Below are 21,758 nucleotides of genomic sequence, written 5' to 3'. Positions count from 1 at the left end.
GGGGAGCAGGAACTTGGCGGAGAACCATGCTGCGTCGGCGGCGCAGTGCGCGCTTAGACTTTGAGTATGTCCCGAATCCTGGTCATCGAGGATGACGCGACAATCGGAGCGACGCTTCTGTCTGCGCTTGGAGCTAGCGGCTACGGCGTTCAATTGGAGCCGACCGGTTACGGCGGGCTGGCCGTCGCGGCTGAAACGGGCGCTGACCTGGTGCTGTTGGACCTTGGATTGCCGGACCTCGATGGCTTCGCTGTCTGTAGGGAGCTGCGCGGCCTCCTGCCCGACGCGGTTATCGTTGTGCTGACCGCGCGGCAGCAGTCAATGGACGTGGTTTCGGGCCTGGAGTCAGGGGCGGATGACTACTTGACAAAGCCGTTCAAGCTCATTGAGCTTCAGGCGAGGGTCCGGGCGCATCTGCGCCGTTCGGCCGGATCCGCCGCTAGCGCACCGACGTCGTTAATCATGCTGGGAACTCTGACGGTGGATGGCGGCGCCAGGCGGGCGATGGTCAACGGAGTGGAGGTTCCGCTGCGGGCGCGTGAGTTTGATTTGCTGCTCCGTCTTGGTCGTGAACCCGGACAGGTTGTGAGCCGGGAAACTCTCATGTCCGAAGTCTGGGACGCCAACTGGTTTGGTTCGACCAAGACACTCGATGTCCACATGACATCCCTGCGGCAGAAACTCGCGCGAGCGGACGCGGGTAACAATGCGGTTCCGGTGATCCGAACGCTGCGGGGGCGGGGGTATCGACTGGACGCCGCCCCGTGGACGGGTCCACTCCCTCCGGGCGGAGCGGGATTGCTATAGCTCCCGCAGCAGCTCGACGGCGGGGCGCCGCTGCCGCCGGAAGACGAGCAGGTCAGCCGCCAGGATACCTCCCGTAGTCACCAGCAGTAGCAGCGCCAGGTAAGGTCCGGGCACGGCCGGGCCGGCGGGCGGTGGGTCAAATACTCCGGAGAGCACCGCGACGAGCATCTGGGAGAGCGCCCATCCGCTCAGTGCGCCGGCTACAACTCCGGCAACGGTTACCACGGCACCTTCACTGAGGATAAGCCCACGGAGCTGGCCCCGGGTGGCGCCGAGTACCGTGGCAATGGCGAACGTACGGCGGCGTTCGACGAGCCCGAGGGCCATGAGCAGCCCGCCTGCCGCGCACGCCAGGACCAGCGCGAAGCTGAGCTCCAGGCGGGTCAGGCCGGCAAGGTCGACCGAGGTCAGGCTGGAGCCGACCGAGGATCTCACGCTGTCGATTCCCGTCACGGCCACGGTGGGCCCGAGCTTTCCTGAGATCGCTGAAGTTACGCCGGAAACATTCTGGCCGCCGGTGTTGACCAGAACGATGTTCGCGGCGACGTTGTGCGTCTGCGCGGACAGGTAGTCGGCATTGACTACAAGGAAGCTATCCTTCGGGGCAGTGGGAAATTCACTGACGGTCCCCGCATACCGGAAGTCCAATGGGATGAACTTCTTGGTCTTGGCGTCCTGCAGCCGCAACGTCACCGTGTCACCGATTTGCAGCTGGAAATCCTTCACGGTTTCCGCGCTGACCAGAACGGCATCCGGGGAAGCGGCCAGGCGGTGCATCATGTCCGTTGCTGTGCCGCCTTGGAAGTAGGCATCCTGCAAGGACGTGGCCTGGGCGATGGTTTGGGCATGTACTCCATAGATGTCCTGAAGATCAGTGCCGACAAAGGCGAAGCGATGCTGTAATGGCTCGACGGACACAACTCCGGGCACGGCGGAGACAGCCTGAAGTATTTTGGCGTCAAGATTTCCGGCCGGAGGCGCGGAAACGGCCACATCCGCTCCGTTGGTCAGCCGCGCGTCTACCTCGGCCTGTTGTTGATACGTGGCGTTGAAGATTGCTGTCGAGGCTGCGAACGCGAGGGCCAGGGCAAGCACCACAACTGACTGGGCGATCAATGAGCGCTGCCGGAACATGCTGGCGGCAGCCGTGGGAGCAAGGCGCCCGGCCAACGGTCTGATGAGCCGGGAGACGGCCGACCTGCGGCGCAGGAGGAAGTCCACTGCGCGCCGGATCGCAAGCCCTGCCCCAACCCACAAAAGTGCCGGACCCAGGAACGCCCAGTAGTTGACAGAGATAGAGGCGACACCCTCCGGTGCCAGCACCAGCGTGTAGCCTGACTGCGTCGTGGCCAGAAAGACCGCCAAAGCCAGCGTGAGAGCAACGAGATCCAGGCCGAAGCGCATCCACCGTGGCGAATGCTCGCGCCGGATCTGCTTGCGGGCGGCGGAGACTGTGCTTTCACGGAAGTCCCCGACGGCCGGTCCGACCAAGGCCATGCCGGCGATTATGAGCCCTCCGGCGAATGCGGCAGCGGGCCACAGAATGGCGCTGGTCGACGATGCACCGAATCCGGACGATCCAAAGGAGACGGCGCCAAGGATTGCTGCCCCGGCGAGACCGGCGAGGCCGCCTACGGTTCCGACCAGAGCAGCTTCGATAACCGCCATCCGTATGATCTGAGCCGCTGTGGCACCTCGGGTGCGAAGGAGAGCTTGTTCACGGCGGCGGCGCAGGGTCCCCGCCTTGGCGAAGCTGACGGTAAGGATGCCGGCCAGTACGGCACCGGGCAGGCCCAGGAACAGAAAGAGTATGTTGGAATAGCCGGCGTCGCTGCGGGCCGCGTCCAGGGCTGCGCCCAGGTTATCGCCTACTTTGCCGGTTCCTGCCAGCGCTGCCTCCAAGTTATGGGCTGCTCCGCTGACGGAGACGAAGGCGTCTGCCGGGGAAGCAGGAAGGCTATGGGACCTTGCCACATGGATCTGCGTGGCCAACAGGTCTGGCCGTGTCGCCGACAGTGCCGACCTGACCTCGGAAAAGGTGGAGGCAGGCAGCAGGACGACGTTGTCAGGCGGCGCTGCGGGCTGCGACTGGGATGGCGCTCCTACGGTTTGAAACAGCGAATTTGCCTGTGGCAGATCCACGACGCCGTCCACGGTCACTGTCACGGATCGGCCCCCGGCGAGCTGAATGGACAGCCGGTCACCTGGACCGACGTGCAGGTTGGAAGCGGTCTGTTGTGCCACGAGGACGCCGCCGCGCGAACCGGTCAGGGGCCGCACCTGGGCCGGGAACGCGGACAGGTAACCCTCTGGTAGCCCCAGAACGACGCCCGGGCCGGTGGTCTGGGTGGAGCCGGCATTCGTGGCCTGGAGGCCCGCCGCCTTGGCGAATCCGACGGGCAGCGCCTTGGCGATTCCGGGCGCGGCCGCGATTTTTGTCAGGGCGGATGCCTCGTTCGCGCCCTGGCTGAGTTCAACCTGCCAGTCCGCGGCTACACCCGCCGCCGCCCGGGCGGTCATGGATCCCTGGGCTGCCGACAGGAAGGAACCCAGGCTCGCCGTCAGGGCCACAGCGACGGCCACCCCGGCTGCTGTCGCCAGCAGCCTTCCCCTGCGGCGGCTGAGCAGCCCGCGAAGCCAGATCCAGGTCACGATCTGCCCTGTTCCAGAGAACGCTCAAGGGCGCCGTCCTTCATATGCCACACTTCCTCAAGCAGGCCGGCGACGACTGGATCGTGTGTTGCTATCAGAACGGCCGCGCCGAGGGTGTCCGCGGCTTGGAGCAGGACCTTGAGGACGGAATGGCCCGTGGCATGATCGAGTTGCCCCGTTGGTTCGTCGGCCAGGATCAGACGCGGCTGGCAGGCCAGAACGCGGGCGATGGCGGCCCGTTGGGCCTGCCCGCCCGAGAGTTCCTCCGGCAGTTTGTGCATCAGCCAGCCCAGGCCGAGAAGTTCCAGGGCGCCGTGAGCGGCGTTGCGGGCCTGTGTGTCAGAGGCGCCGGCAAAGATCAGCGGCAGGGCCACATTTTCCAGGACGTCCAGGGCGGGTATCAGGCTCGGGCTTTGAAAGACGAGGCCGATCGTGTCCGGGCCCGGTCTGTTCCGCGCTTGGAATATGGATCCCGTCATGGTGCCGGACGTCGGCATCTCAAGTTGCGCCAGCATGTGAAGCAGCGTGGATTTGCCTGAGCCGGACGGCCCCATCAGCGCGATCCGGGCACGCGGGGGTATATCGAAAGTGGCATCATGGACTGCCACGACTGCGTTGGAGCCGGTGCCAAAGGTGTGGCCGACCTGGCGGCAACGAATTAATTGGGCGTCTGCTGCGGTCACGGTCATGCCTCCCGGCCAGGTTCCTGAACCAGGCCATCGGCCAGGCGGACGACCCGGTCTGCGGCTGCGACAACGTCGGGGCTGTGCGTGACCACCAGAACGGCGCACCCGCTGTCGGCGTATTGCCGTAGCAGCTGCAGAAGGCGCAGCCCGGCGTCGACATCGAGTTCCCCGGTGGGTTCATCCGCCAGCAAAAGCACCGGATCGTTGGCCAGGGCCACGGCGAGCCCGGCACGGGCTGCTTCGCCACCGGAGAGCTCGGACGGGTAAGCGTTCGCGCGGGCAAGGAGGCCCACGGATTCGAGGATGTCCAAGGGCGGTTCCGGTTGCTTGCGGGAAAGCCGTCGCACCAAGGCGACATTCTGGGCCACGGTCAGGTGGGCGAACAGATTCTCGGACTGGAAAAGGACTCCGACGTGCTTTGCCCGTAGCGCCACACGTTCGGATTCCGGTCGCGAATTCATCCGTTGGCCCAGGATCCGCACACTTCCCCCTTCCGGCTCGTCGAGTCCGGCTGCGCAGGCCAGCAGGGTGGACTTTCCCGAACCGGACGGCCCGACGACGGCGACGACCTCGCCCGCGAGCACACGTACCGTAACTCCGCGGAGGGCGAGTGTCTCTTCCTCGCCGTTGCGGAAGAAGCGGTACAGGTCCCGGACTTCGAGCACCGGCGGCAGCACGTTGACTAGTGAAGCCATCGGAACGATCCGCTGACTTTGGCCCACGGATCGACGTTGTCGGTGCCGTCCGGGCTGGCGAGGGTCAGTACAGCGAGTCTCCCTTGGCTCCAGAACAGGTACCGCTCCACGGCCTCCTGGACGGTCTTGTGCGTCACGGGATCCGGGACTGAATCAGCCGTGTACCTCATCCGCACGCCGCTGCCGCCAGCGCGTGTGAACGTTGTGACATCCTTCAAGACAAAATTGGGTGCAGATTTTAGAAGCTGCGATACGTCCCGCGAGGCAACGGACTGGACAGTGGGTGCGGCCCGAGCGGCGCTCTGATCAAGGGCAACACTGTTGAGCTTGTCAGTGAAACTGATGGAGGTTCCGCGTCGGGTCTCCGCCCATCCCTCGGGTACCTGAACGTCAAAGGCCCCCGAGGCGGCCTTGACCGTGATGAAGGCCTGATTATCGGGAATATCCCCGCCTTGGTTTGCCTCTATGGCTGAGGATGACGCCGCGATGCCTGGTTGAGCAGGGGAGGAACAGGCCGCAACACCGATCACTACGGTCAAGGAAGCCGCAAGCGCCATGGCGGCAGTACGATGAGTTGGCATGAGGACCTCCGGTAGGGATTTCGTCTGACTTCAGCGTACGAAGGCCGCGGTTAACGCAAGGCAATCCGAAGGTAAGTGGATGGCAAAGTATGTAATCCCGCAGAGGCGGACGTGAGACGACGAATAGTCGGGGCCGCGGTGGCCAGCGCTGTGCTGGCCTTGCTGCTGTTTCTTGTGCCGCTGGCCATAGCGGTGCTAAGCCTTGATGTGGAGCATGAGCGGGCCGCCCTCGAGCGTGAAGCCCTCAACGCAGCGCTCGTGGTCGACTCGAATTTCTCGGTCCGTGACCCGCCCGAATTGCCGGCGGCCCCTGCAGGGGTGGAACTGGGGCTTTATGACGGTGCCGGCCGCCTGCTGGCCGGCACCGGACCCCGCACCGCAGATGGTGAAACTGCCGGCACCCTCGGCCTGTCAAACGGCCAGGACAGTGACGGCTGGCTCGTCAGCGTCGTTCCGGTTTCCGCCAGCGAAAAAACTACGGGCGCGGTCCGGGCGGCCACGGCAGTCAGCTCGGTGTGGCAGCGTGTTGCCCCCGCCTGGGCAGGTCTGCTGCTGGCAGGCATGCTTGCCGTCTTCGCGGCCTGGCTCGTGGCGCGAAGGTCAGCGCGCCAGATCAGCACGCCCGTTGAGCAATTAGCGGATGCGTCGGTGCGGCTGGGGAACGGAGACTTTAATGTGCAACTGGCCTCGACAGGAATCGGAGAGCTCGACCAAGCAGGGCAGGCACTGCAAACCGCGGCCGTCAGCCTTGAAGATCTCGTGACCCGCGAACGGATGCTCGCTGCTAACGTCTCCCACCAGCTGCGGACCCCGCTGGCCGGGCTGCGCGCTGTCCTTGAGGTTGCGCTGGCGGGGCCCGAAGCTGGTCTACGGGCCGCCGCCGAGATTGCGGTCACTCACGCCGACCGGCTGGATTCGACAATCGAGGAAGTGATCGCACTAACCCGGGGGAATGCCCCATCAGTACCGGAGGTCGTCATCGCTCCCCTCGTGGAGGGCGCCGTGTCCGCTTGGAATGGCAGGCTGGCCGCACAGTCCCGCCCGCTGCGCATAAGAATTGACGCTGGCCTGCCAGGCACAGCCGTCGCCCCTTCGGCGATCCGACAGATTCTGGACGTCCTGCTTGAAAACGCCCTCAAGCATGGCCAAGGACCTGTAACCGTTTCTGCCAGATTGACCGGCGAGGCGCTGGCCGTCGACGTTGCCGACAACGGAGGGGACGTGGCTGATGACAGCATCTTCCTGCGCGGGGTTTCCGGCGACGGCGGCAGCGGAATGGGCCTCGCCCTGGCCCGCCGGCTCGCCGAGGACCAGGGTGGACGGCTTCTGCTTTCCCAGAGGACCCCGCTGACACGGTTTACTCTTCTTCTTCCACTTCGGTCAGAATTGGCCCGCTAGCTCATATGACGCCTATAGTCGGATCGGGAATTAAATATGAAATCCGATCAGTCATATCCACAGCCGGGCGGATCCCTGGGCGCGTAGGCGCGGCCACCAGACCCGGCTTTGTCGCGGTGCCCCCAGGCACCCACACACCAGACCTCCCCTGTAGTGCTGGAACGCATACTACATGACACTTGAGAGGTCAAGTAGCTTTCCCAATATATTTGAGGTCCCAAACCGGCGAGGTTCGTGGGCACCCGCACCGGGTCGCCAACAGGGCTGTGAAATGACCGCCCTTGATCCCTAAACGCCCCGGCGAGTCGCGGGTGGACTCCAAGTCAGACCGCCAAAGCCTTGTCCAACCAAACTGCCATAGTCGGCAGGTGGATCAGCCATAAATAGGTGTGGTCCATCCGCAACAAGGCCGGTGGACCACAATTAGGTGTGGTCCATCCGCAACAAGGCCGGTGGGCCACACCCCTGTGTCGGTTCCGCCGCCGCTGGCGATGAGACATGTGTCGAGGACATCGATCTACGGTTGTTAAGCCTGGCCCCCACCCCACCCGGCCATTCAGTCGAGCGACCGGATCATAAAGGGTCATCGCGTCCGGGGTGGCAGACAAAGCTCCCGCTGCGATCAGGTTCCCCCTTAGCCGCAGGAGCTTCGTCAGGTAAAGAATTACACCAGCGCCTGAGGGCAACAATACGTAGTGATACTCGAGTTTTGGGCACCCCTTTTGGCCGGATACTCGTCACTCGAGGGGGAATACTCGGTTTCTGACCAGCGGCCTGCGCCATTGCACGGATAGTGAGCGGGCGGGGCTCGACTCCGGGGCAACAACTGGCGCGGTGGCACCCTTGCCTCGGATGCCGCGCAGCGCTCAATACGACAACCAACCGGAGGAAAAAATTGGAAGGTCCAGGTAGCTGACTGCGGGAGTCGCGACGCCGGGCCGTTCGACGGGTGGGGATCCAGGAGCGTTGCGGACGACCCAGGGTGTCCTGGACACAAAGCTGGGTATGGCACTCTGAAATGGCCCCACTTCGGGGACTTTTAGCCGTTTGAAGTGGCCCCACCCTCGACCCGCACGTAGCGTTCTTTTGTCCACCAAGACGAAGAGATCGGAACGCGATTGAAAGAGAGATCGAGAGTGAAGCAATTCGAGCGTATCCGCCTTGATGCGAGGGATAAAGATATGGCGGTCAGAGAGCTGGCACGGGTGCACGGCGTCCACTGCCGCACTGTCCGGGCCGCGCTGGCAGAGGCCACGCCGCCGGCACGGAAGACGCCCGTGCGGAAGGCTCCGAAGCTGGGGCCCTGGGAGGAAACCATCCGGTCGTGGCTGGTCGCAGATCAGGCGGCCCCGCGCAAACAGCGTCACACGGCCCGCCGGATCTGGCAGCGGCTGGTCGATGAACACGGCGCCGTGGATGCCGAGTCCACGGTCGCCCACGCCAACCTCAAACCCGCGGTCATCACCGTGATCCTGGGCCGGGAACGGCTGGAAAACGAACGCTTCATCGCCCTGCGCTCCCACTACGGGTTCGACTCCTTCTTCTGCTTGCCAGGCATCGACGGCGCCCATGAAAAGGGCGGCGTTGAAGGCGAAGTCGGCAGGTTCCGCCGCCGCTGGCTGACCCCAGTTCCGGAGTTCGGTACCTTGGCCCCGGCTGAACGGGTATATGGCCGCCTGCGATGTCAAAGACGGCCACCGCGTCATCACCGGCCGCCCCGTCACCGTCGGTAAGTGTTCCTGGCCGTCCCTGCCCTTGCAACCGCCGGAAGGTATCTGGCAGTGCGCCATCGCAGGGGCTCTGCCTCTCATGGATCGGGCGAATCTACTCCCTGAAGAGTTTGAACATGAATTTGGTTCAGGACCGTCGTGACAGTTTGAACCAGGACCGCCCGTTCTAGCTAGGACTCTTCGAGCAGCCGCTTGATTCGTTGGTGGACTTCGCGGACCTGGCCCCGGGATTGCCGTCTGATGATCGGCTCGAACAGCCGGGTGAAGCCACTCACGTGCATTTCGAGAACCTCGGTGACAGTGGTGCTGGCGCCGTGCCCCTCGAAGGTCTGCGTGGCCACTACATCGACCGGCCCGTTACCGCTCTTGATCGCGAGTCTCCGCTCTGGCTCGTACTCAACAATCTCGATGGGAGCCTCGAACCTGCGCCGGCCCATGACGCGGATGTGGCACCATGTGCTTCCCACGCCGACGGGTCCGTCCGACGTCCGCCACGCCTTCTCCACCCACGGTTCGTGCTCGGGCAGGCGTTCGAAATCGGCCATGTACGCGAAGACTTCACCGACGGGGCGGTTGATCACAACGGTGGACCGGCTGCGGATCATGGCTTGAGCGCCCATTCGCTTGTCGAAGCGGGCAGTTCTGGCTTCGGGATCATCTGCGTCTCCTTGAGGGGCATCACCGCTGCGAACGTGGTCCCGCTTCCGAAGCTACGCCGGGCCCGTGACGCCGTCAACAACCTCCGCTCCGGAGGGCCTAGCTTGCGGTTTGTTGGGCGATGGTGTGGGCGAGGCGGTAGGAGTCGGTGCCGGTTTCGATGATGGCACCGTTGAAGGTCAGACGGTCCACGATCGCGGCACAGAGGCGTGGGTCGGTGAAGGTTTTGGTCCAGCCAACTGGAGAAGGATTCGTTGCTTGCGATGGCGATGGAGTTTTTCTCTTCGCGTTTGGTAAGGACCTGGAAGAGGAGTTCGGCGCGGCGGCGGTCCAGTTCCATATAGCCAAGCTCGAGACCCACGGCGCCGAGCTTTTGTTCCAGATCACGGCCAGGGAAGAACGGGCGTCCATAGCCTGCGCAAGCAACGCGCCGTTCAGCGAGTGGGGCCAGACGTTCACCGACCCGCGCCTCTGTGCCGCGATCGTGGACCGGCTGACCTTCCGCGTCCACATCATCAACACCGGCACCGATTCCTACCGGCTGAAAACCACCCAGCAGACCATCAACAACAAGTCCCGGCAAATCTGACCGGAACACCAACCGGGTGGGGCCAAAACAAGCGGCGAACCCGGGGAGAAATCAACTTGCTATTCCCGCAAAGCGGCCCTCCTCGGTTCTGGGGGCCGAGGAGAGCCGGTCTTTGGGGCGCCGTGACGTTCAGCTGAACATTTCCATGATGTTGATGACTGCAGGGCCAAGGAGCACGATGAATAGCACTGGGAAGATGAACACGAGCAGTGGAAACAGCACCTTCACCGGCAGTTTCATCGCCTTTTCTTCAGCCCGCTGCCTGCGCTTGACACGGGCGGCTTTCGCCTGCGTCCGGAGGACTTTCGCTATGCCGATTCCATACCTGTCGGCCTGCACAACAGCCCGCACAAAGCTTCGGAGATCCTGCACGGAAGACCGTGCTGCCAGCGCTTCATAAGACTCTTGCCGCGGACGCCCAACCTGGATGTCCTGGAGGGTTCGCATCAGTTCCTGCGCCAAGGGTCCGCCACCATATTCGGCTGCCCGTGCCATGGCAGCTTCAAAGCCAAGCCCTGCCTCCACCGAGATCAGCATCTGATCCAGTGTGCTCGGCAAATCCAGCTCGATCGTTGCCTGGCGTTTGATGCCCTTGTTGTATATCAGCAGATCCGGGACAAAATAGCAGAGGGTTGTTATCGCGAGTCCCAAACCGACATTTTGCGGTGTTACTGCTCTACCGTTCAGAAGAAGACCCAGTAATGCCCCGACCAGCGCAAGAGCAGGCTTCGAGGTGATCCCCAGTCACCGGCCGTATCTGGACTCCATCGCCGAGGAACTCAACGTCAGACCACGCCGTCCTTGGGTGCCTCACCCCACGGGAAGTATTCACGAGGCTACTCAATGACGAAGTTGCTACGACGCGTTGACACCGCCAGGGTTTTCCTGTGCTCCTGATGGCCCCTGCAAACTGGGGAGGCACCGCCGTTCCTGGTGAAAGGGCATAGGAAAATCCCAAGGACGCAGGCACACAGTAGGAACATGAAATCACTACTATGCGACGAAGTTGTCGCCGTCCGCGGCGTTCTTACTGATACGCATCCGGTCGATTTTTATGCTCTTGGAGTCGCCGGAGCGATTGACCGTTTGACTCTTCCGTTGCGCGAACGCGCGATCGTGGTGCGCCTGGAGACGCCGCACCACGGCATGGAAGTGGACCGAAAGTCCGCGATGCTGCTTTACCGGGCGGCGCAGGAGCTCCTGAGCAACGTCTACAAATTCGCTGAAGCATCCGCTGTGACGGTCCGGCTGGGCTGCGTCAGCCACGCCGTCCAGCTCAAAGTGACCGACGACGGCGCTGGCTTCGATGTGCAGGCAGCAACCAGTGGCAGGAACTCCGGCATGGGGTTGCGCCTCATGCGCCTCGCCGTGGGCCTGGCGGGCGGCCAGATGGTTGTCGGTTCTTCGGTAGCCACGGGCACGTGCGTGACAATAACGCTGCCGCTGGACTAGGCAGGGCCGGCACCGACCTTTGTAGTCCTTTAGGAGGTCGTGGCGCCGTCAGCCGGCAGTGTAATAGTGAACGTGCTTCCTTGGCCCGGGGTGCTGACGCAGGAGATAACGCCTCCGTGCCGCTCCACGATGGCCTTGGTGATGGAGAGGCCCAGTCCGACGCCCGGTATGGCTGACTGCCGGGCTGCGCTGGTCCGGAAGAATCGTGTAAAGATGCGTGTCGTTTCCTCCGCGCTGATACCCATGCCTGTGTCTTCTACTTTGAGTTTGACCCAGGACTCGCTTCTCTGCGCGCTGACGGTCACCATGCCTCCGGCCGGGGAATATTTGATGGCGTTGGACAGGAGGTTGTCCAGGGCCTGGGACATCCGCAGCGGGTCAGCATGCGCCCAGAGCGGTATGGGCAGATCGGTACGAAGCGACACGTTGGTGGCGTCGGCCTGCGCCTGGGCGGAACCGATGCTGCTTTCGACCAGCCCAGCGAGGTCCGTCCGCCTCGGGTGGACGGCAAGGACAGTTGATGCTGACACGAGCAGATCCGAAACAAGTGAGAGCAACCGCTCGGCATTGCGTTGCACGACCTGCAGCCGCTGTACGGCGATGGATGAAAGGTCTTCCACTTCGTCTAGCACCAGATCCACATTGCCCAGGACGGACATCAACGGGGTACGGAATTCGTGCGAGACGTTGGATATCAGTTCCTCTTTGGCCGATAGGGCTTCTACCAGGCCCGAGACGTCACGGTAGATGATCACCGCCCCGCTGAACCCGCCGTCGTCGTCGTTCTTCATGATCCGGGCGGCGGTTGAGACCGCACGGCGGCCCGGCCCCTCACCGAGCCACACCAGGTAGTCCGCGAAAGTTTCGCCAGCGGCTGCCCGGTGGATGGGGCGTTCGTCTATTGCCAGCGGAGTGACCCTGTCCTGGCCGAACAGAAACTGCTCGGATTCCTCCGGCATCGCCCCTGGGCCTTCGGGGGACGCCGCTTGCAGGAATAGTCTCTGCTTATCATTGACCAGAAGGTTCTGGCCGTTCGCGTCAACGGCGACAATCCCGACGTCGACAGTGTCCAGAACCGTCTTGAGGAGCCTTTCGCGGTTCCTGCTTTCAACGAGCAACTCCCGAAGTTCGGTGTCCTTCCTTTCCAAACGCTGGCGCTGGACGCGGACGTTGACGCTGGCGAATCGGATGGCAAGCGAGACAGAGAGCATCATCAAAGGCAACAGGATCACTGGGGCGATGGTGGATGCAGAAACGTCCGGAAACGATGGCAGCAACGACGGCAGGGTTATGCACAGGGGCCCGGAAAAGCTCAGGATCAGGCTTGTACGTGCGAATGCGCCCGAAGCGGACAACCAAATGACCGGGAAGATGGCCAAGACCCCGAGCCCCGGTATTGCTGGAACCGCTCCGTTGCGAGCCAACCCGATCACCACGAGGTCAAGGACGGGAATTACGAGATAAGCATTCGCCGGCAGCCGTTCCCAAGGAACAAGGAAACAGGCAAGAAACAAGATGCCGCTCAGCACCATTCCGGCAATAAATGCCGTGCTGTCGATCAGTTCCGGCCAAATTGCCGGCGACGCAATGGTCAGGGCCGTCAGGACTAGCGTCAGGGGAAGTTGGCACAGAGCAACTTGAATTCGCGGACCAAGCCGACGGAAATAGCGTTCCGCATCCCGGACCAGGAGCTGCTCACCCAAGGCGGCCGTGCTCCTCGCCATAAGGCGTACCGGTGGAGAGCCAACTAATTGAATGGCGTGACATGAAGCCATTATGCCCGGCAAAGGCGAGTTCTAGCGGTCGATGCAACACCCCCAAAATCGGGAGTTGCAACACCAACGGAATCACCATCAATAAATAGCTCTTCCTCAAAGAAAAATTCACGCCCAAGGAAAAAGTCGGGTTCGCCGGTCGAGGTGCCGCCCAAGCGCCCGTATCGGACCTACACGGAGGCGGAGAAGGCCGGGTTCTTCCTGACTTTGGATCGCCTGGGCAATGTCGGGGCGGCCGCACGTGAGCTGGGATTCAATCACAGTACGTGGCACGCCTGGGCTGTCTCCACCGGGAGGACAGCGGGGCAGAAACACACCAAGGACCAGAAGGATGAATTCTTCACCGTCTTGGAGCGCATGGGCAGTGTCAGCGTGGCCGCCAGGGATCTTGGCCTGAACCGGACGACGTGCGTCAGCTGGGCACGCACGGCTGGAATCCGAAGCATCCACCCGGGCGTGAAGAAGCGCGAAGAGTTCCTGCGCCTGCGCCAGGGCGGAGCCAGCAGAAAAGAAGCCGCAACGGCGGTGGGAGCCAGCCGAAAGAGCGGATACCTCTGGGACAACGGTCTGATTCAGGTCAACGGCAGGGCCGTTAACCCGGACTCCCAGGAACCCGCGTATAAACACGAGGTGACCGCTACTGTTGCAGAACCTCCAGTCCTCGAATCAGCTCCGGAAACCCTGGTGGCTGACTGCGAGCAGCAGTAAACCGGCCAAAAGAAGCGCCAAAACCAGTCGATTCGGCAGCAGATGGTGGGCAATGTCAATCCTGGCCAGCCGGCAGTATCCAGGCGGCCCCAAGGCGGAAGGCAAGGGCGGCGCAGAGCGCTCCGGTGAGTGCCGCCGTCGTAATCCTGATCTTTGTGGCCGGCAGTCCACCAAGCCGGGGGAGCGTACGTGCAACCAGGAACTCTGCGAGCAGTCCGAGCAGAACGCCCAACATCCCGATGACAGCTATGAAGAGCGGTCCGGCGGCTGCGGCGCTGCTTAATAAGGACACTGACACTCCCTGATGGAACTGGCCGGCAGGCTGGAGGACGCATCCGGATACCCCATTTTGACCCGGGCGCCCCGTTCAGGCTATTCTTGGTAGTCGTTGTGCGTGTCCTTTCTCGATGATGCGTGCCCGTTTGGGAATCCGGTTGCAGGATAACTACTCAACAGGCACATTCGGGACTACGGGACCACTGGTTACATGGAGCCCTCACCTCTGTTCCGGTAGCGCATAGATAGTAGGTGCACACGCTCACGTGACACCTAAACAAGAACGCCAGAACAAGAACGAGGCAAAAACCGTGCGTACGTACACCCCGAAGCCCGGCGATATCAACCGCCAGTGGCACGTCATTGACGCCACAGACGTTGTCCTTGGCCGTCTCGCCAGCCAGACCGCAATCCTGCTGCGCGGCAAGCACAAGGCCACCTTTGCGTCCCACATGGACATGGGCGACTTCGTCATCATCATCAACGCTGAGAAGGTAGCCCTCACCGGCGCCAAGCTGGAGCAGAAGCGCGCATACCGCCACTCCGGCTACCCGGGCGGCCTGACCTCCGTCACTTACGCGGAGCTGCTGGAATCCAACCCGGTCCGCGCCGTGGAGAAGGCCATCAAGGGCATGCTCCCCAAGAACTCCCTCGCTGCTCAGCAGCTGGGCAAGCTGAAGGTGTACAAGGGTGCCGAGCACCCCCACGCAGCCCAGCAGCCCAAGACTTTTGAAATCACTCAGGTCGCCCAGTAGTCCTGGCCACCAACCAACTTTTTAAAGGAGAATCGTGGCTCAGAACGAAGAACTGACCACCGAGGCCGTTGTGGCTGAGGAAAACCTGACCAGCTACACCTCGGAAAGCGGAGCTGCAGAAGCAGAAGCGCCCAAGAAGGAACGCCCGGCACTCACCGTTGCCGGCGCAGCTGTTGGCCGCCGTAAGGAAGCCGTTGCACGAGTCCGCATTGTGCCGGGCTCCGGCAAATGGACCATCAACGGCCGCGAGCTGTCCAACTACTTCCCGAACAAGCTGCACCAGCAGGATGTCAACGACCCCTTCAAGATCCTTGATCTTGACGGCGCCTACGACGTCATTGCACGCATCCACGGTGGCGGCATCTCCGGCCAGGCCGGTGCACTGCGCCTCGGCATCGCCCGTTCACTGAACGAGATCGACACCGAGAACAACCGCGCCACCCTCAAGGCTGCCGGCTACCTTCGCCGTGACGCACGCGTCATCGAGCGCAAGAAGGCCGGTCTCAAGAAGGCCCGCAAGGCCCAGCAGTACTCCAAGCGCTAAACCCGCTTACACGGAAGCCCGTCCCGCCATCCGGCGGGGCGGGCTTCCGCCGTTTATCGGTTCGCGGCCGTGGGTAATGTGAAGCCGGTCCGCAGCGCCTGAGTGCAGGGCTCGCGGCCTCCATCGTCTAAGCTTGACCCGATGTCTAGATTATTTGGAACAGATGGTGTCCGGGGCCTGGCTAACGGCCTGTTGACTGCCGAGCTGGCAATGCAGCTGGCCCAGGCTGCCGCCGTTGTGCTTGGCCACGACCGCAACACCTACGGCACCCGGCCGCGCGCCGTGGTGGCGCGTGATCCGCGTGCCAGCGGTGAGTTCATCGCGGCAGCCGTGGAGGCGGGACTCTCGAGCTCCGGCATCGACGTCTACGATGCCGGTGTGCTGCCCACGCCGGCCGCGGCCTACCTGGTGGCGGATCTGAACGCCGACTTCGGCGTGATGATCTCCGCCTCCCACAACCCCGCGCCTGACAACGGCATCAAGTTCTTTGCCCGCGGTGGGCAGAAGCTCCCGGATGACGTGGAGAACGCCATCGAGGAACAGATGGCCAAGGAGCCTGTCCGGCCAGTCGGCGGCGACGTAGGCCGGATCCAGCGCTTCTCCGACGCCGAGGACCGCTACATCGTGCACCTGCTGGGGACCCTCCCGCACCGTCTGGACGGCATCAGGGTTGTCCTGGACTGCGCCCACGGCGCTGCCAGCGGCTGTTCGCCCCAGGTATTCAAGGACGCCGGCGCTGACGTTGTGTTGATCGGCGCGGAACCGGACGGCCTCAACATCAACGAAGGCGTGGGCTCCACCCACCTGGGCCCCCTCAAGGCGGCAGTGCTCAAACACCAGGCAGACCTGGGGATCGCCCACGACGGCGACGCCGACCGCTGCCTCGCGGTGGACCATGAAGGCAACGAAGTGGACGGCGACCAGATCATGGCCATCCTTGCCGTCGCGCTGAAGGCCTCCGGCAAACTCAAGGACAACGTCCTGGTAGCCACCGTCATGAGCAACCTCGGCCTCAAGATTGCGCTCCGCGAAGCGGGCATCAGCCTCCGCGAAACCGCCGTGGGGGACCGCTACGTCCTCGAAGCAATGCGCGACGGCGGCTTCAACCTCGGCGGCGAGCAGTCCGGCCACGTGATCTTTGCCGATTACGCCACCACCGGCGACGGCGTCCTGACGGGCCTGCAGCTCGCTGCACAGGTTGCGCTCACAGGGCGGCCTCTGAAGCAGCTGGCCACGGTGATGACCAAACTTCCGCAGGTTCTCATCAACGTCAAGGGCGTGGACCGCACCCGGGTCAACGGCGATGTCGTGCTGGCCGCCGCGGTGGCCCGCGCTGAAGCCGAACTCGGCGATACCGGCCGTGTCCTGCTGCGCCCCTCCGGCACCGAACCGGTGGTGCGCGTGATGGTGGAGGCCGGAGACCACGAGACGGCCCGGGCCATTGCCGAGCGGCTCGCAGAAGTAGTCCAGACCGAGCTTGCCCTCGCGCTGGTCTCCGACTGATCGGCTGAACGGGCACGACGTCCCGCCTGCCAACAGCCACAATTGACAGCGGCCCGCCTCCTTCAGGAGCCGGGCCGCCGTCAGCTTGATCCGTGGAGCTACCTGCGCGCGGCGTCGTGACGCAATGCGTCACGGATCTCGGTCAGCAGCGCGATCTGCGGATCTTCGGCGGCCTCTTCCTGGACATCCTGATTGATGCCCAGCCTGCGGTTCCTGCGTTCGATCATGTGGTTCATCGGCATGACCACGACGAAGTATATCGCGGCGGCGATCAGCAGGAACGAGATGATGGCGGAAACTACGGACCCGTATTTGAACCCCTCCCAGGCCATCTCTTCGATGCCCTTGGCGCTGAACAGCCGGCCAATCAAGGGAGTCAGCAGGCCATCAACGATGGAGTTGATGACGGCGCTGAAAGCAGCACCAACGACAACGGCTACGGCAAGGTCAACGACGTTGCCTTTCATGACAAAACTTCTAAATCCACTCAACATAGGGTCCAAGCTAGCGCACGCTTATTAACATCGGATGACAAGGGAGTGATTCTCCGACGGTGTGTCGGGCTCCGGTTGAGCAGAGCTGCCGCTATGAGTAGCCCGGCGCGGCTTCCAGGCCAAAGTACTCTTCCAGGGTGCTGATGCCGCTTTTCTTCATGTCCGATGCGGCCTCAACACCGATGTACCTCAGGTGCCACGGCTCGTAGTAGTACCCCGTGACCGGATGGAGCGTCAACGGATACCGCACCACAAAGCCATACCGGTGCGCATTGGCTTTGGCCCACACGGCAGCCGGCTGATCTGCGAAGCATGGCTGGAAACCGCAGGACCCGCCGCCGTCGCCGATGTCGAATGACCACCCGGTCTGGTGCTCGGAGTACCCCGGCCGCGCCGATGCCGTGTCTGCGTCCGCCTGGCCGCGGGAACTGACGTAGCCGTTGTAGGTGGCCGTCTGGGTGCCGTATGAACGGTAGCCGCTCGCCAGCGTCGTGGCGACTCCGTCCCGCGCAGCCGCCGCGAACAGCTTTTCCGCGGCAGCCGCCGTCGTGCTGTTCAACAGGGCCGCTTCGCCGGAAACTGCCAGCAGTACCCTGGGCTGTACCAGATCCGCCGGGGCGTAGTCCGCCGGAACCAGCGGACGGTGCTTGTTGACCACGAGCCATGGGCTGGCGGGATCCGTCAGGGAGAACTGCTTCGGCAACGCGGAAGCGGCCGACGGCGGTGCCGGCGCCGAGGCGGTCGCGGACGCTGCGCTTGGCGTTGCGCTTGGCGGTGCGTTACGTGTGGGGGAGGCGGACGCCGCTGTTTCTGCAGACGGTGAAGCGGAGGAGCCGGCGGGGGAGGGCGACGGCGGCTGTTCCGCAGCGCTGTCCGGTGTGCAGGCTGCCAGGACGGTCAGCCCGGCGCCGGCCGCGAGGAAGCGGGTGAAGGCGCGTCTGCCCGGGCCGGGGGAGTGATGGCAGCACACGTGCTAGACCTTCCTGAGCAGCATGCGGCGGATGGAGTGGTCGGAATCCTTGGAGAGCACCAGCTGCGCCCGGCCGCGCGTCGGCAGCACGTTCTCTTCCAGGTTGGGTTCGTTGATGCGCTTCCAGATTTCGCGGGCTGTGCTTTCCGCCTCGGTATCCGAAAGCGTGGCGTACCGGTGGAAGTAGGATTCGGGCTGCGCGAATGCCGTGGTGCGGAGCTTGCGGAACCGGTCCACATACCACTCCTCGATGTAGGAGGTTTTGGCATCCACATAGATGGAGAAGTCAAAGAAGTCGCTCAGTGCCAGGCCCTGTTTGCCGTCGTGGCGGGGGCGGGCCGGAGCCAGCACGTTCAGACCCTCAACAATCAGCACGTCCGGGCGGCGGACCACAACCTCCTTGCCCGGGACGATGTCATAGGTGACATGGGAGTACCACGGCGCCCGCACTTCTTCAGCGCCGCTCTTGATCTCGCTCACAAAGCGCAGCAGGGCCCGGCGGTCATACGACTCCGGAAAGCCCTTGCGCTCCAGCAGCTGCCGGCGCTGGAGTTCGGCCAGCGGGTACAGGAACCCGTCCGTGGTGATGAGTTCCACGTTGGGGGTGCCCGGCCAGCGCCGGAGCATTTCCCGGAGCACGCGGGCGATGGTGGACTTGCCCACCGCCACGGAACCGGCCACGCCGATCACGAACGGCGTGCGCTGCGTCTTCTCGCCGAGGAAGGTGGTGGTGGCCGAGTGCAGCTGGCCTGCAGCCTCCACATACAGATGCAGGAGCCGCGAGAGCGGCAGATAGACCTCGCGGATTTCCTTCATGTCCAGGGGATCGCCGAGTCCACGCAGCCGGAGGATGTCCTCTTCGTTGAGAGGCTGTTCCATCTGGGCAGCGAGCCGGGACCAGGTCTGCCGGTCCAGCTCCACGAACGGGGAGACGCCGTCGCCGTTCGCTTCATTGCGTTGCAAAGTCACCCTAGAGATTCTGCCCCGCGCGGAGCCCAGAGCGAAATGGAGGGATTGTAATGTCTGTGGCATCCGCTGGATCTACGTTTACCTGCATTCGGATCCGGTAGCAGTGGGCCGGGTCCAGGCGGATCGCAACGGCGGGCTGGTCTTCGACGTGCCCGGGACGAACGGGCCCGGGGCCACTGCCCCGGTTCGAAGCTTCCCGTCGTCAGGCCGGCGGGGACCCCGGCGGTACCGGAAGCACTACCGGCGTCGGAGGTCCCGCTCGCAGCGGCAGGAGCCGGAAATTTGGTGACTCTGCGCACACGGAAGCGGGCAGCGGCCAGGCGCTGGGACTGTTACGGGTGCGCCGGTGGCCGGCGCACCCAACGGAGCTGAACCCCGTAACCGGGCAGGACGCCCCCAATTGGCGGGCGTCCTGCCATTATTCGGACGGGCCTGTTAGCGCGAAGCGGCGGACTTTCGGAAGCCGTACATTACGCCATCGCACTGAGGTCCTACGTCCGCTCTCTTGGAAGCCAGCTAGGCTTGTCTCCATGTGTGGAATCGTAGGATATGTAGGTCATTCGGCAGGCCGGGGAAATGCCGGACACAACGCCCTGGACGTTGTCCTTGAAGGACTGCGCCGGCTGGAGTACCGCGGCTATGACTCGGCGGGCATCGCCGTTGTTGCCGACGGTGTCATCTCCTCCCGGAAGAAGTCCGGGAAGCTGAGCAATCTGCTCGCCGAGCTGGAAGGCAGCCCGCTGCCTGAGTCCTCTACCGGAATCGGCCACACCCGCTGGGCCACCCACGGCGGCCCCACGGACCAGAACGCGCATCCGCACCTGTCCGACGGTGGCAGGCTGGCGCTCATCCACAACGGCATCATTGAAAACTTCGCCGAGCTCAAGCAGGAGCTGGTGGCCAAGGGCGCGGAGTTCGCTTCCGAGACGGACACGGAGGTGGCCGCCGCGCTCCTGGGCGACATCTTCCGGACCAAGCTCAACGGCGACGTCTCCAACGGCGGCCTGACCAAGGCCATGCAGCTGGCGTGCCAGCGCCTTGAAGGCGCCTTCACCCTTCTCGCCGTGCACGCAGACCAGCCCGACGTCGTGGTGGCTGCCCGCCGCAACTCACCGTTGGTGGTGGGACTGGGCGACGGCGAGAACTTCCTCGGCTCCGACGTCTCCGGCTTCATCGACTACACCCGCCGTGCTGTGGAACTGGGCCAGGACCAGATCGTCACCATCACCGCAGACTCCGTGGAGATCACCGACTTCTTCGGTGCACCCGCAGAGGGCAAGGAATACCACGTTGACTGGGACCCGGCTTCCGCGGAAAAGGGCGGCTTCCCGTCCTTCATGGAGAAGGAAATCCACGATCAGCCGGACGCCGTGGCTGCGACTCTCCTGGGCCGCTCGGATGTTAAAGGCAAGCTGACCCTCGATGAGCTCCGGATCGATCCCGAGCTGCTGAAGAGCGTCAACAAGATCATTGTGCTGGCCTGCGGCACGTCAGCGTATGCCGGCCAGGTGGCCAAGTACGCGATCGAGCACTGGTGCCGGATCCCCACCGAGGTGGAGCTCTCGCACGAGTTCCGTTACCGTGATCCGATTGTTGATGCCAACACGCTGATCGTTTCCATCTCCCAGTCCGGCGAGACGATGGACACGCTCATGGCTGTCCGGTACGCCAAGGAGCAGGGCGCCAAGACGCTCTCCATCTGTAACACCAACGGCTCCACTATCCCGCGTGAATCCGATGCCGTGCTTTACACCCACGCCGGTCCCGAGATCGCGGTGGCATCCACCAAGGCGTTCCTCGCACAGATCACCGCCGCCTACCTCCTGGGCCTTTATCTGGCACAGCTGCGCGGGAACAAGTTCCAGGGCGAGATCAAGGACATCCTTGCCGACCTGGGCAAGATCCCGGCCAAGATCCAGCGCATCCTGGACAACGAGGGCCAGATCAAGGAACTGGGCCGGGCCATGGCTGACGCCAAGTCCGTACTGTTCCTGGGCCGCCACGTGGGCTTCCCCGTGGCCATGGAGGGCGCCCTCAAGCTCAAGGAGCTGGCCTACATCCATGCTGAAGGCTTTGCCGCCGGTGAGCTCAAGCATGGCCCCATCGCGCTGATCGAAGAGGGGCAGCCGGTATTTGTGGTGGTGCCGTCCCCGCGCGGCCGCGACTCCCTGCACGCCAAGGTGGTCTCCAACATCCAGGAAGTCCGCGCCCGCGGTGCAAAGACCATCGTAATTGCCGAAGAGGGCGACGAAGCGGTCAAGGACTACGCCGAGCACGTTTTCTACATCCCGGAGACGCCAACCCTGCTCGCACCACTTCTGGCAACCGTGCCGCTGCAGATTTTCGCGCTGGCACTGGCGTCGGCCAAGGGGTACGACGTGGACCAGCCCCGCAACCTGGCCAAGAGCGTGACCGTAGAGTAACTGCCGGCCAAACCAGGCGCCCCAGGCCGGGCTTTCCGGTTGCCGGTGCTTTCACGCATCCGGGTGCAACGCGGCCCAGCCGCGCGTCCAGCGT

General features: G+C 63.6%; 19 protein-coding genes and 3 pseudogenes. 11 read left to right on the top strand and 11 right to left on the bottom strand.

Annotated elements, in window-relative coordinates; all coding sequences use genetic code 11:
- The first annotated feature begins 66 nt into the window (after positions 1-66).
- Positions 67-807, top strand: a complete 741-nt coding sequence (locus V3C33_13055) for a response regulator transcription factor (GenBank protein ID XAS66418.1) — start codon at positions 67-69, stop codon at positions 805-807.
- Here the strand turns inward: V3C33_13055 and V3C33_13050 are convergent.
- The 4 genes from V3C33_13050 to V3C33_13035 are packed head-to-tail and all read right to left on the bottom strand — an operon-like array spanning position 802 to position 5,421.
- Entirely contained in the window at positions 802-3,459 is a 2,658-nt protein-coding gene (locus V3C33_13050) for an ABC transporter permease (GenBank protein XAS66417.1), read from the bottom strand. The genes V3C33_13055 and V3C33_13050 overlap by 6 nt on opposite strands.
- Positions 3,456-4,142, bottom strand: a complete 687-nt coding sequence (locus V3C33_13045; GenBank protein XAS66416.1) for an ABC transporter ATP-binding protein — start codon at positions 4,140-4,142, stop codon at positions 3,456-3,458. The genes V3C33_13050 and V3C33_13045 overlap by 4 nt, the downstream gene beginning before the upstream one ends.
- Positions 4,143-4,144: 2 nt before the next feature.
- Positions 4,145-4,840, bottom strand: coding sequence for an ABC transporter ATP-binding protein (locus V3C33_13040; protein ID XAS66415.1), 696 nt, complete (start codon positions 4,838-4,840; stop codon positions 4,145-4,147).
- On the bottom strand, positions 4,828-5,421 hold the full coding sequence (locus tag V3C33_13035; GenBank protein XAS66414.1) for a hypothetical protein: 594 nt from the start codon (positions 5,419-5,421) through the stop codon (positions 4,828-4,830). Before V3C33_13035 ends, V3C33_13040 begins: the two co-directional genes overlap by 13 nt.
- Positions 5,422-5,532: 111 nt before the next feature.
- Between V3C33_13035 and V3C33_13030 the strand changes: the two genes are divergently transcribed.
- Together V3C33_13030 and V3C33_13025 are read left to right on the top strand one after the other, a co-directional pair.
- Positions 5,533-6,819 carry a HAMP domain-containing sensor histidine kinase gene (locus V3C33_13030; protein XAS66413.1) on the top strand — a complete coding sequence of 429 codons (1,287 nt, stop codon included), beginning with the start codon at positions 5,533-5,535 and terminating at the stop codon, positions 6,817-6,819.
- Between the two features lie 1,181 nt (positions 6,820-8,000).
- Positions 8,001-8,552, top strand: a complete 552-nt coding sequence (locus tag V3C33_13025) for a hypothetical protein (protein XAS69826.1) — start codon at positions 8,001-8,003, stop codon at positions 8,550-8,552.
- A gap of 167 nt (positions 8,553-8,719) precedes the next feature.
- Here V3C33_13025 and V3C33_13020 read toward each other — a convergent pair whose 3' ends face one another.
- The gene (locus V3C33_13020) at positions 8,720-9,154 is read right to left on the bottom strand and encodes an SRPBCC family protein (GenBank protein XAS66412.1); all 435 of its coding nucleotides are present in this window, start codon (positions 9,152-9,154) and stop codon (positions 8,720-8,722) included.
- A gap of 151 nt (positions 9,155-9,305) precedes the next feature.
- A pseudogene (locus tag V3C33_13015) lies at positions 9,306-9,558 on the bottom strand (ATP-binding protein).
- Here V3C33_13015 and V3C33_13010 point away from each other — a divergent pair.
- Positions 9,556-9,795: pseudogene (locus V3C33_13010) on the top strand (ATP-binding protein). The pseudogenes V3C33_13015 and V3C33_13010 sit on opposite strands and share 3 nt — an antisense overlap.
- 129 nt (positions 9,796-9,924) lie before the next feature.
- On the opposite strand, the pseudogene V3C33_13005 reads toward V3C33_13010, so the two are convergent.
- Positions 9,925-10,527, bottom strand: a pseudogene (locus V3C33_13005) (type II secretion system F family protein).
- 249 nt (positions 10,528-10,776) lie between these two features.
- On the opposite strand from V3C33_13005, the gene V3C33_13000 reads away from it, so the two are divergent.
- Positions 10,777-11,247 carry an ATP-binding protein gene (locus V3C33_13000; GenBank protein XAS66411.1) on the top strand — a complete coding sequence of 157 codons (471 nt, stop codon included), beginning with the start codon at positions 10,777-10,779 and terminating at the stop codon, positions 11,245-11,247.
- Between the two features lie 29 nt (positions 11,248-11,276).
- Here the strand turns inward: V3C33_13000 and V3C33_12995 are convergent, their stop codons facing one another.
- Positions 11,277-12,950: a PAS domain-containing sensor histidine kinase gene (locus tag V3C33_12995; protein XAS66410.1), complete on the bottom strand. Its 1,674-nt coding sequence runs from the start codon at positions 12,948-12,950 to the stop codon at positions 11,277-11,279.
- A 216-nt stretch (positions 12,951-13,166) separates the two neighbouring features.
- Between V3C33_12995 and V3C33_12990 the strand changes: the two genes are divergently transcribed.
- From V3C33_12990 to glmM, 5 genes are all read left to right on the top strand, one after another.
- The gene (locus V3C33_12990) at positions 13,167-13,730 is read left to right on the top strand and encodes a hypothetical protein (GenBank protein XAS66409.1); all 564 of its coding nucleotides are present in this window, start codon (positions 13,167-13,169) and stop codon (positions 13,728-13,730) included.
- A 52-nt stretch (positions 13,731-13,782) separates the two neighbouring features.
- On the top strand, positions 13,783-14,013 hold the full coding sequence (locus V3C33_12985) for a hypothetical protein (GenBank protein XAS66408.1): 231 nt from the start codon (positions 13,783-13,785) through the stop codon (positions 14,011-14,013).
- Positions 14,014-14,317: 304 nt separating this feature from the next.
- Complete coding sequence (gene rplM / locus V3C33_12980; GenBank protein ID XAS69737.1) at positions 14,318-14,761, top strand: 50S ribosomal protein L13; 444 nt, start codon at positions 14,318-14,320, stop codon at positions 14,759-14,761.
- Positions 14,762-14,795: 34 nt separating this feature from the next.
- Complete coding sequence (rpsI, locus tag V3C33_12975; GenBank protein XAS66407.1) at positions 14,796-15,305, top strand: 30S ribosomal protein S9; 510 nt, start codon at positions 14,796-14,798, stop codon at positions 15,303-15,305.
- A gap of 141 nt (positions 15,306-15,446) precedes the next feature.
- Positions 15,447-16,808, top strand: coding sequence for a phosphoglucosamine mutase (glmM, locus tag V3C33_12970; protein XAS66406.1), 1,362 nt, complete (start codon positions 15,447-15,449; stop codon positions 16,806-16,808).
- A gap of 98 nt (positions 16,809-16,906) precedes the next feature.
- Here the strand turns inward: glmM and mscL are convergent, their stop codons facing one another.
- From mscL to coaA, 3 genes are all read right to left on the bottom strand, one after another.
- A complete protein-coding gene (mscL, locus tag V3C33_12965) occupies positions 16,907-17,302 on the bottom strand; it encodes a large conductance mechanosensitive channel protein MscL (protein XAS66405.1) in 396 nt (131 codons plus the stop codon).
- A gap of 91 nt (positions 17,303-17,393) precedes the next feature.
- On the bottom strand, positions 17,394-18,272 hold the full coding sequence (locus V3C33_12960; GenBank protein ID XAS66404.1) for a M15 family metallopeptidase: 879 nt from the start codon (positions 18,270-18,272) through the stop codon (positions 17,394-17,396).
- Positions 18,273-18,275: 3 nt separating this feature from the next.
- Positions 18,276-19,241: a type I pantothenate kinase gene (gene coaA / locus V3C33_12955; protein ID XAS66403.1), complete on the bottom strand. Its 966-nt coding sequence runs from the start codon at positions 19,239-19,241 to the stop codon at positions 18,276-18,278.
- Positions 19,242-19,771: 530 nt separating this feature from the next.
- Here coaA and glmS point away from each other — a divergent pair.
- On the top strand, positions 19,772-21,664 hold the full coding sequence (gene glmS, locus V3C33_12950) for a glutamine--fructose-6-phosphate transaminase (isomerizing) (protein XAS66402.1): 1,893 nt from the start codon (positions 19,772-19,774) through the stop codon (positions 21,662-21,664).
- Positions 21,665-21,758 lie beyond the last annotated feature (94 nt).

This window comes from Micrococcaceae bacterium Sec5.7 (assembly GCA_039636785.1).
Taxonomy (GTDB): Bacteria; Actinomycetota; Actinomycetes; order Actinomycetales; family Micrococcaceae; genus Arthrobacter.
This window is presented reverse-complemented; position numbering and strand designations above follow the sequence as displayed.

Excerpts from the sequence above, each read along its gene's own strand:
- V3C33_12985 (XAS66408.1), top strand. The coding sequence starts at position 13,783 with ATGTCAATCCTGGCCAGCCGGCAGTATCCAGGCGGCCCCAAGGCGGAA.
- glmM (XAS66406.1), top strand. The coding sequence starts at position 15,447 with ATGTCTAGATTATTTGGAACAGATGGTGTCCGGGGCCTGGCTAACGGC.
- glmS (XAS66402.1), top strand. The coding sequence starts at position 19,772 with ATGTGTGGAATCGTAGGATATGTAGGTCATTCGGCAGGCCGGGGAAAT.
- mscL (XAS66405.1), bottom strand. The coding sequence starts at position 17,302 with ATGTTGAGTGGATTTAGAAGTTTTGTCATGAAAGGCAACGTCGTTGAC.
- V3C33_13040 (XAS66415.1), bottom strand. The coding sequence starts at position 4,840 with ATGGCTTCACTAGTCAACGTGCTGCCGCCGGTGCTCGAAGTCCGGGAC.
- V3C33_13020 (XAS66412.1), bottom strand. The coding sequence starts at position 9,154 with ATGATCCGCAGCCGGTCCACCGTTGTGATCAACCGCCCCGTCGGTGAA.
- V3C33_13025 (XAS69826.1), top strand. The coding sequence starts at position 8,001 with ATGGCGGTCAGAGAGCTGGCACGGGTGCACGGCGTCCACTGCCGCACT.
- V3C33_13000 (XAS66411.1), top strand. The coding sequence starts at position 10,777 with ATGAAATCACTACTATGCGACGAAGTTGTCGCCGTCCGCGGCGTTCTT.
- V3C33_13055 (XAS66418.1), top strand. The coding sequence starts at position 67 with ATGTCCCGAATCCTGGTCATCGAGGATGACGCGACAATCGGAGCGACG.
- V3C33_13035 (XAS66414.1), bottom strand. The coding sequence starts at position 5,421 with ATGCCAACTCATCGTACTGCCGCCATGGCGCTTGCGGCTTCCTTGACC.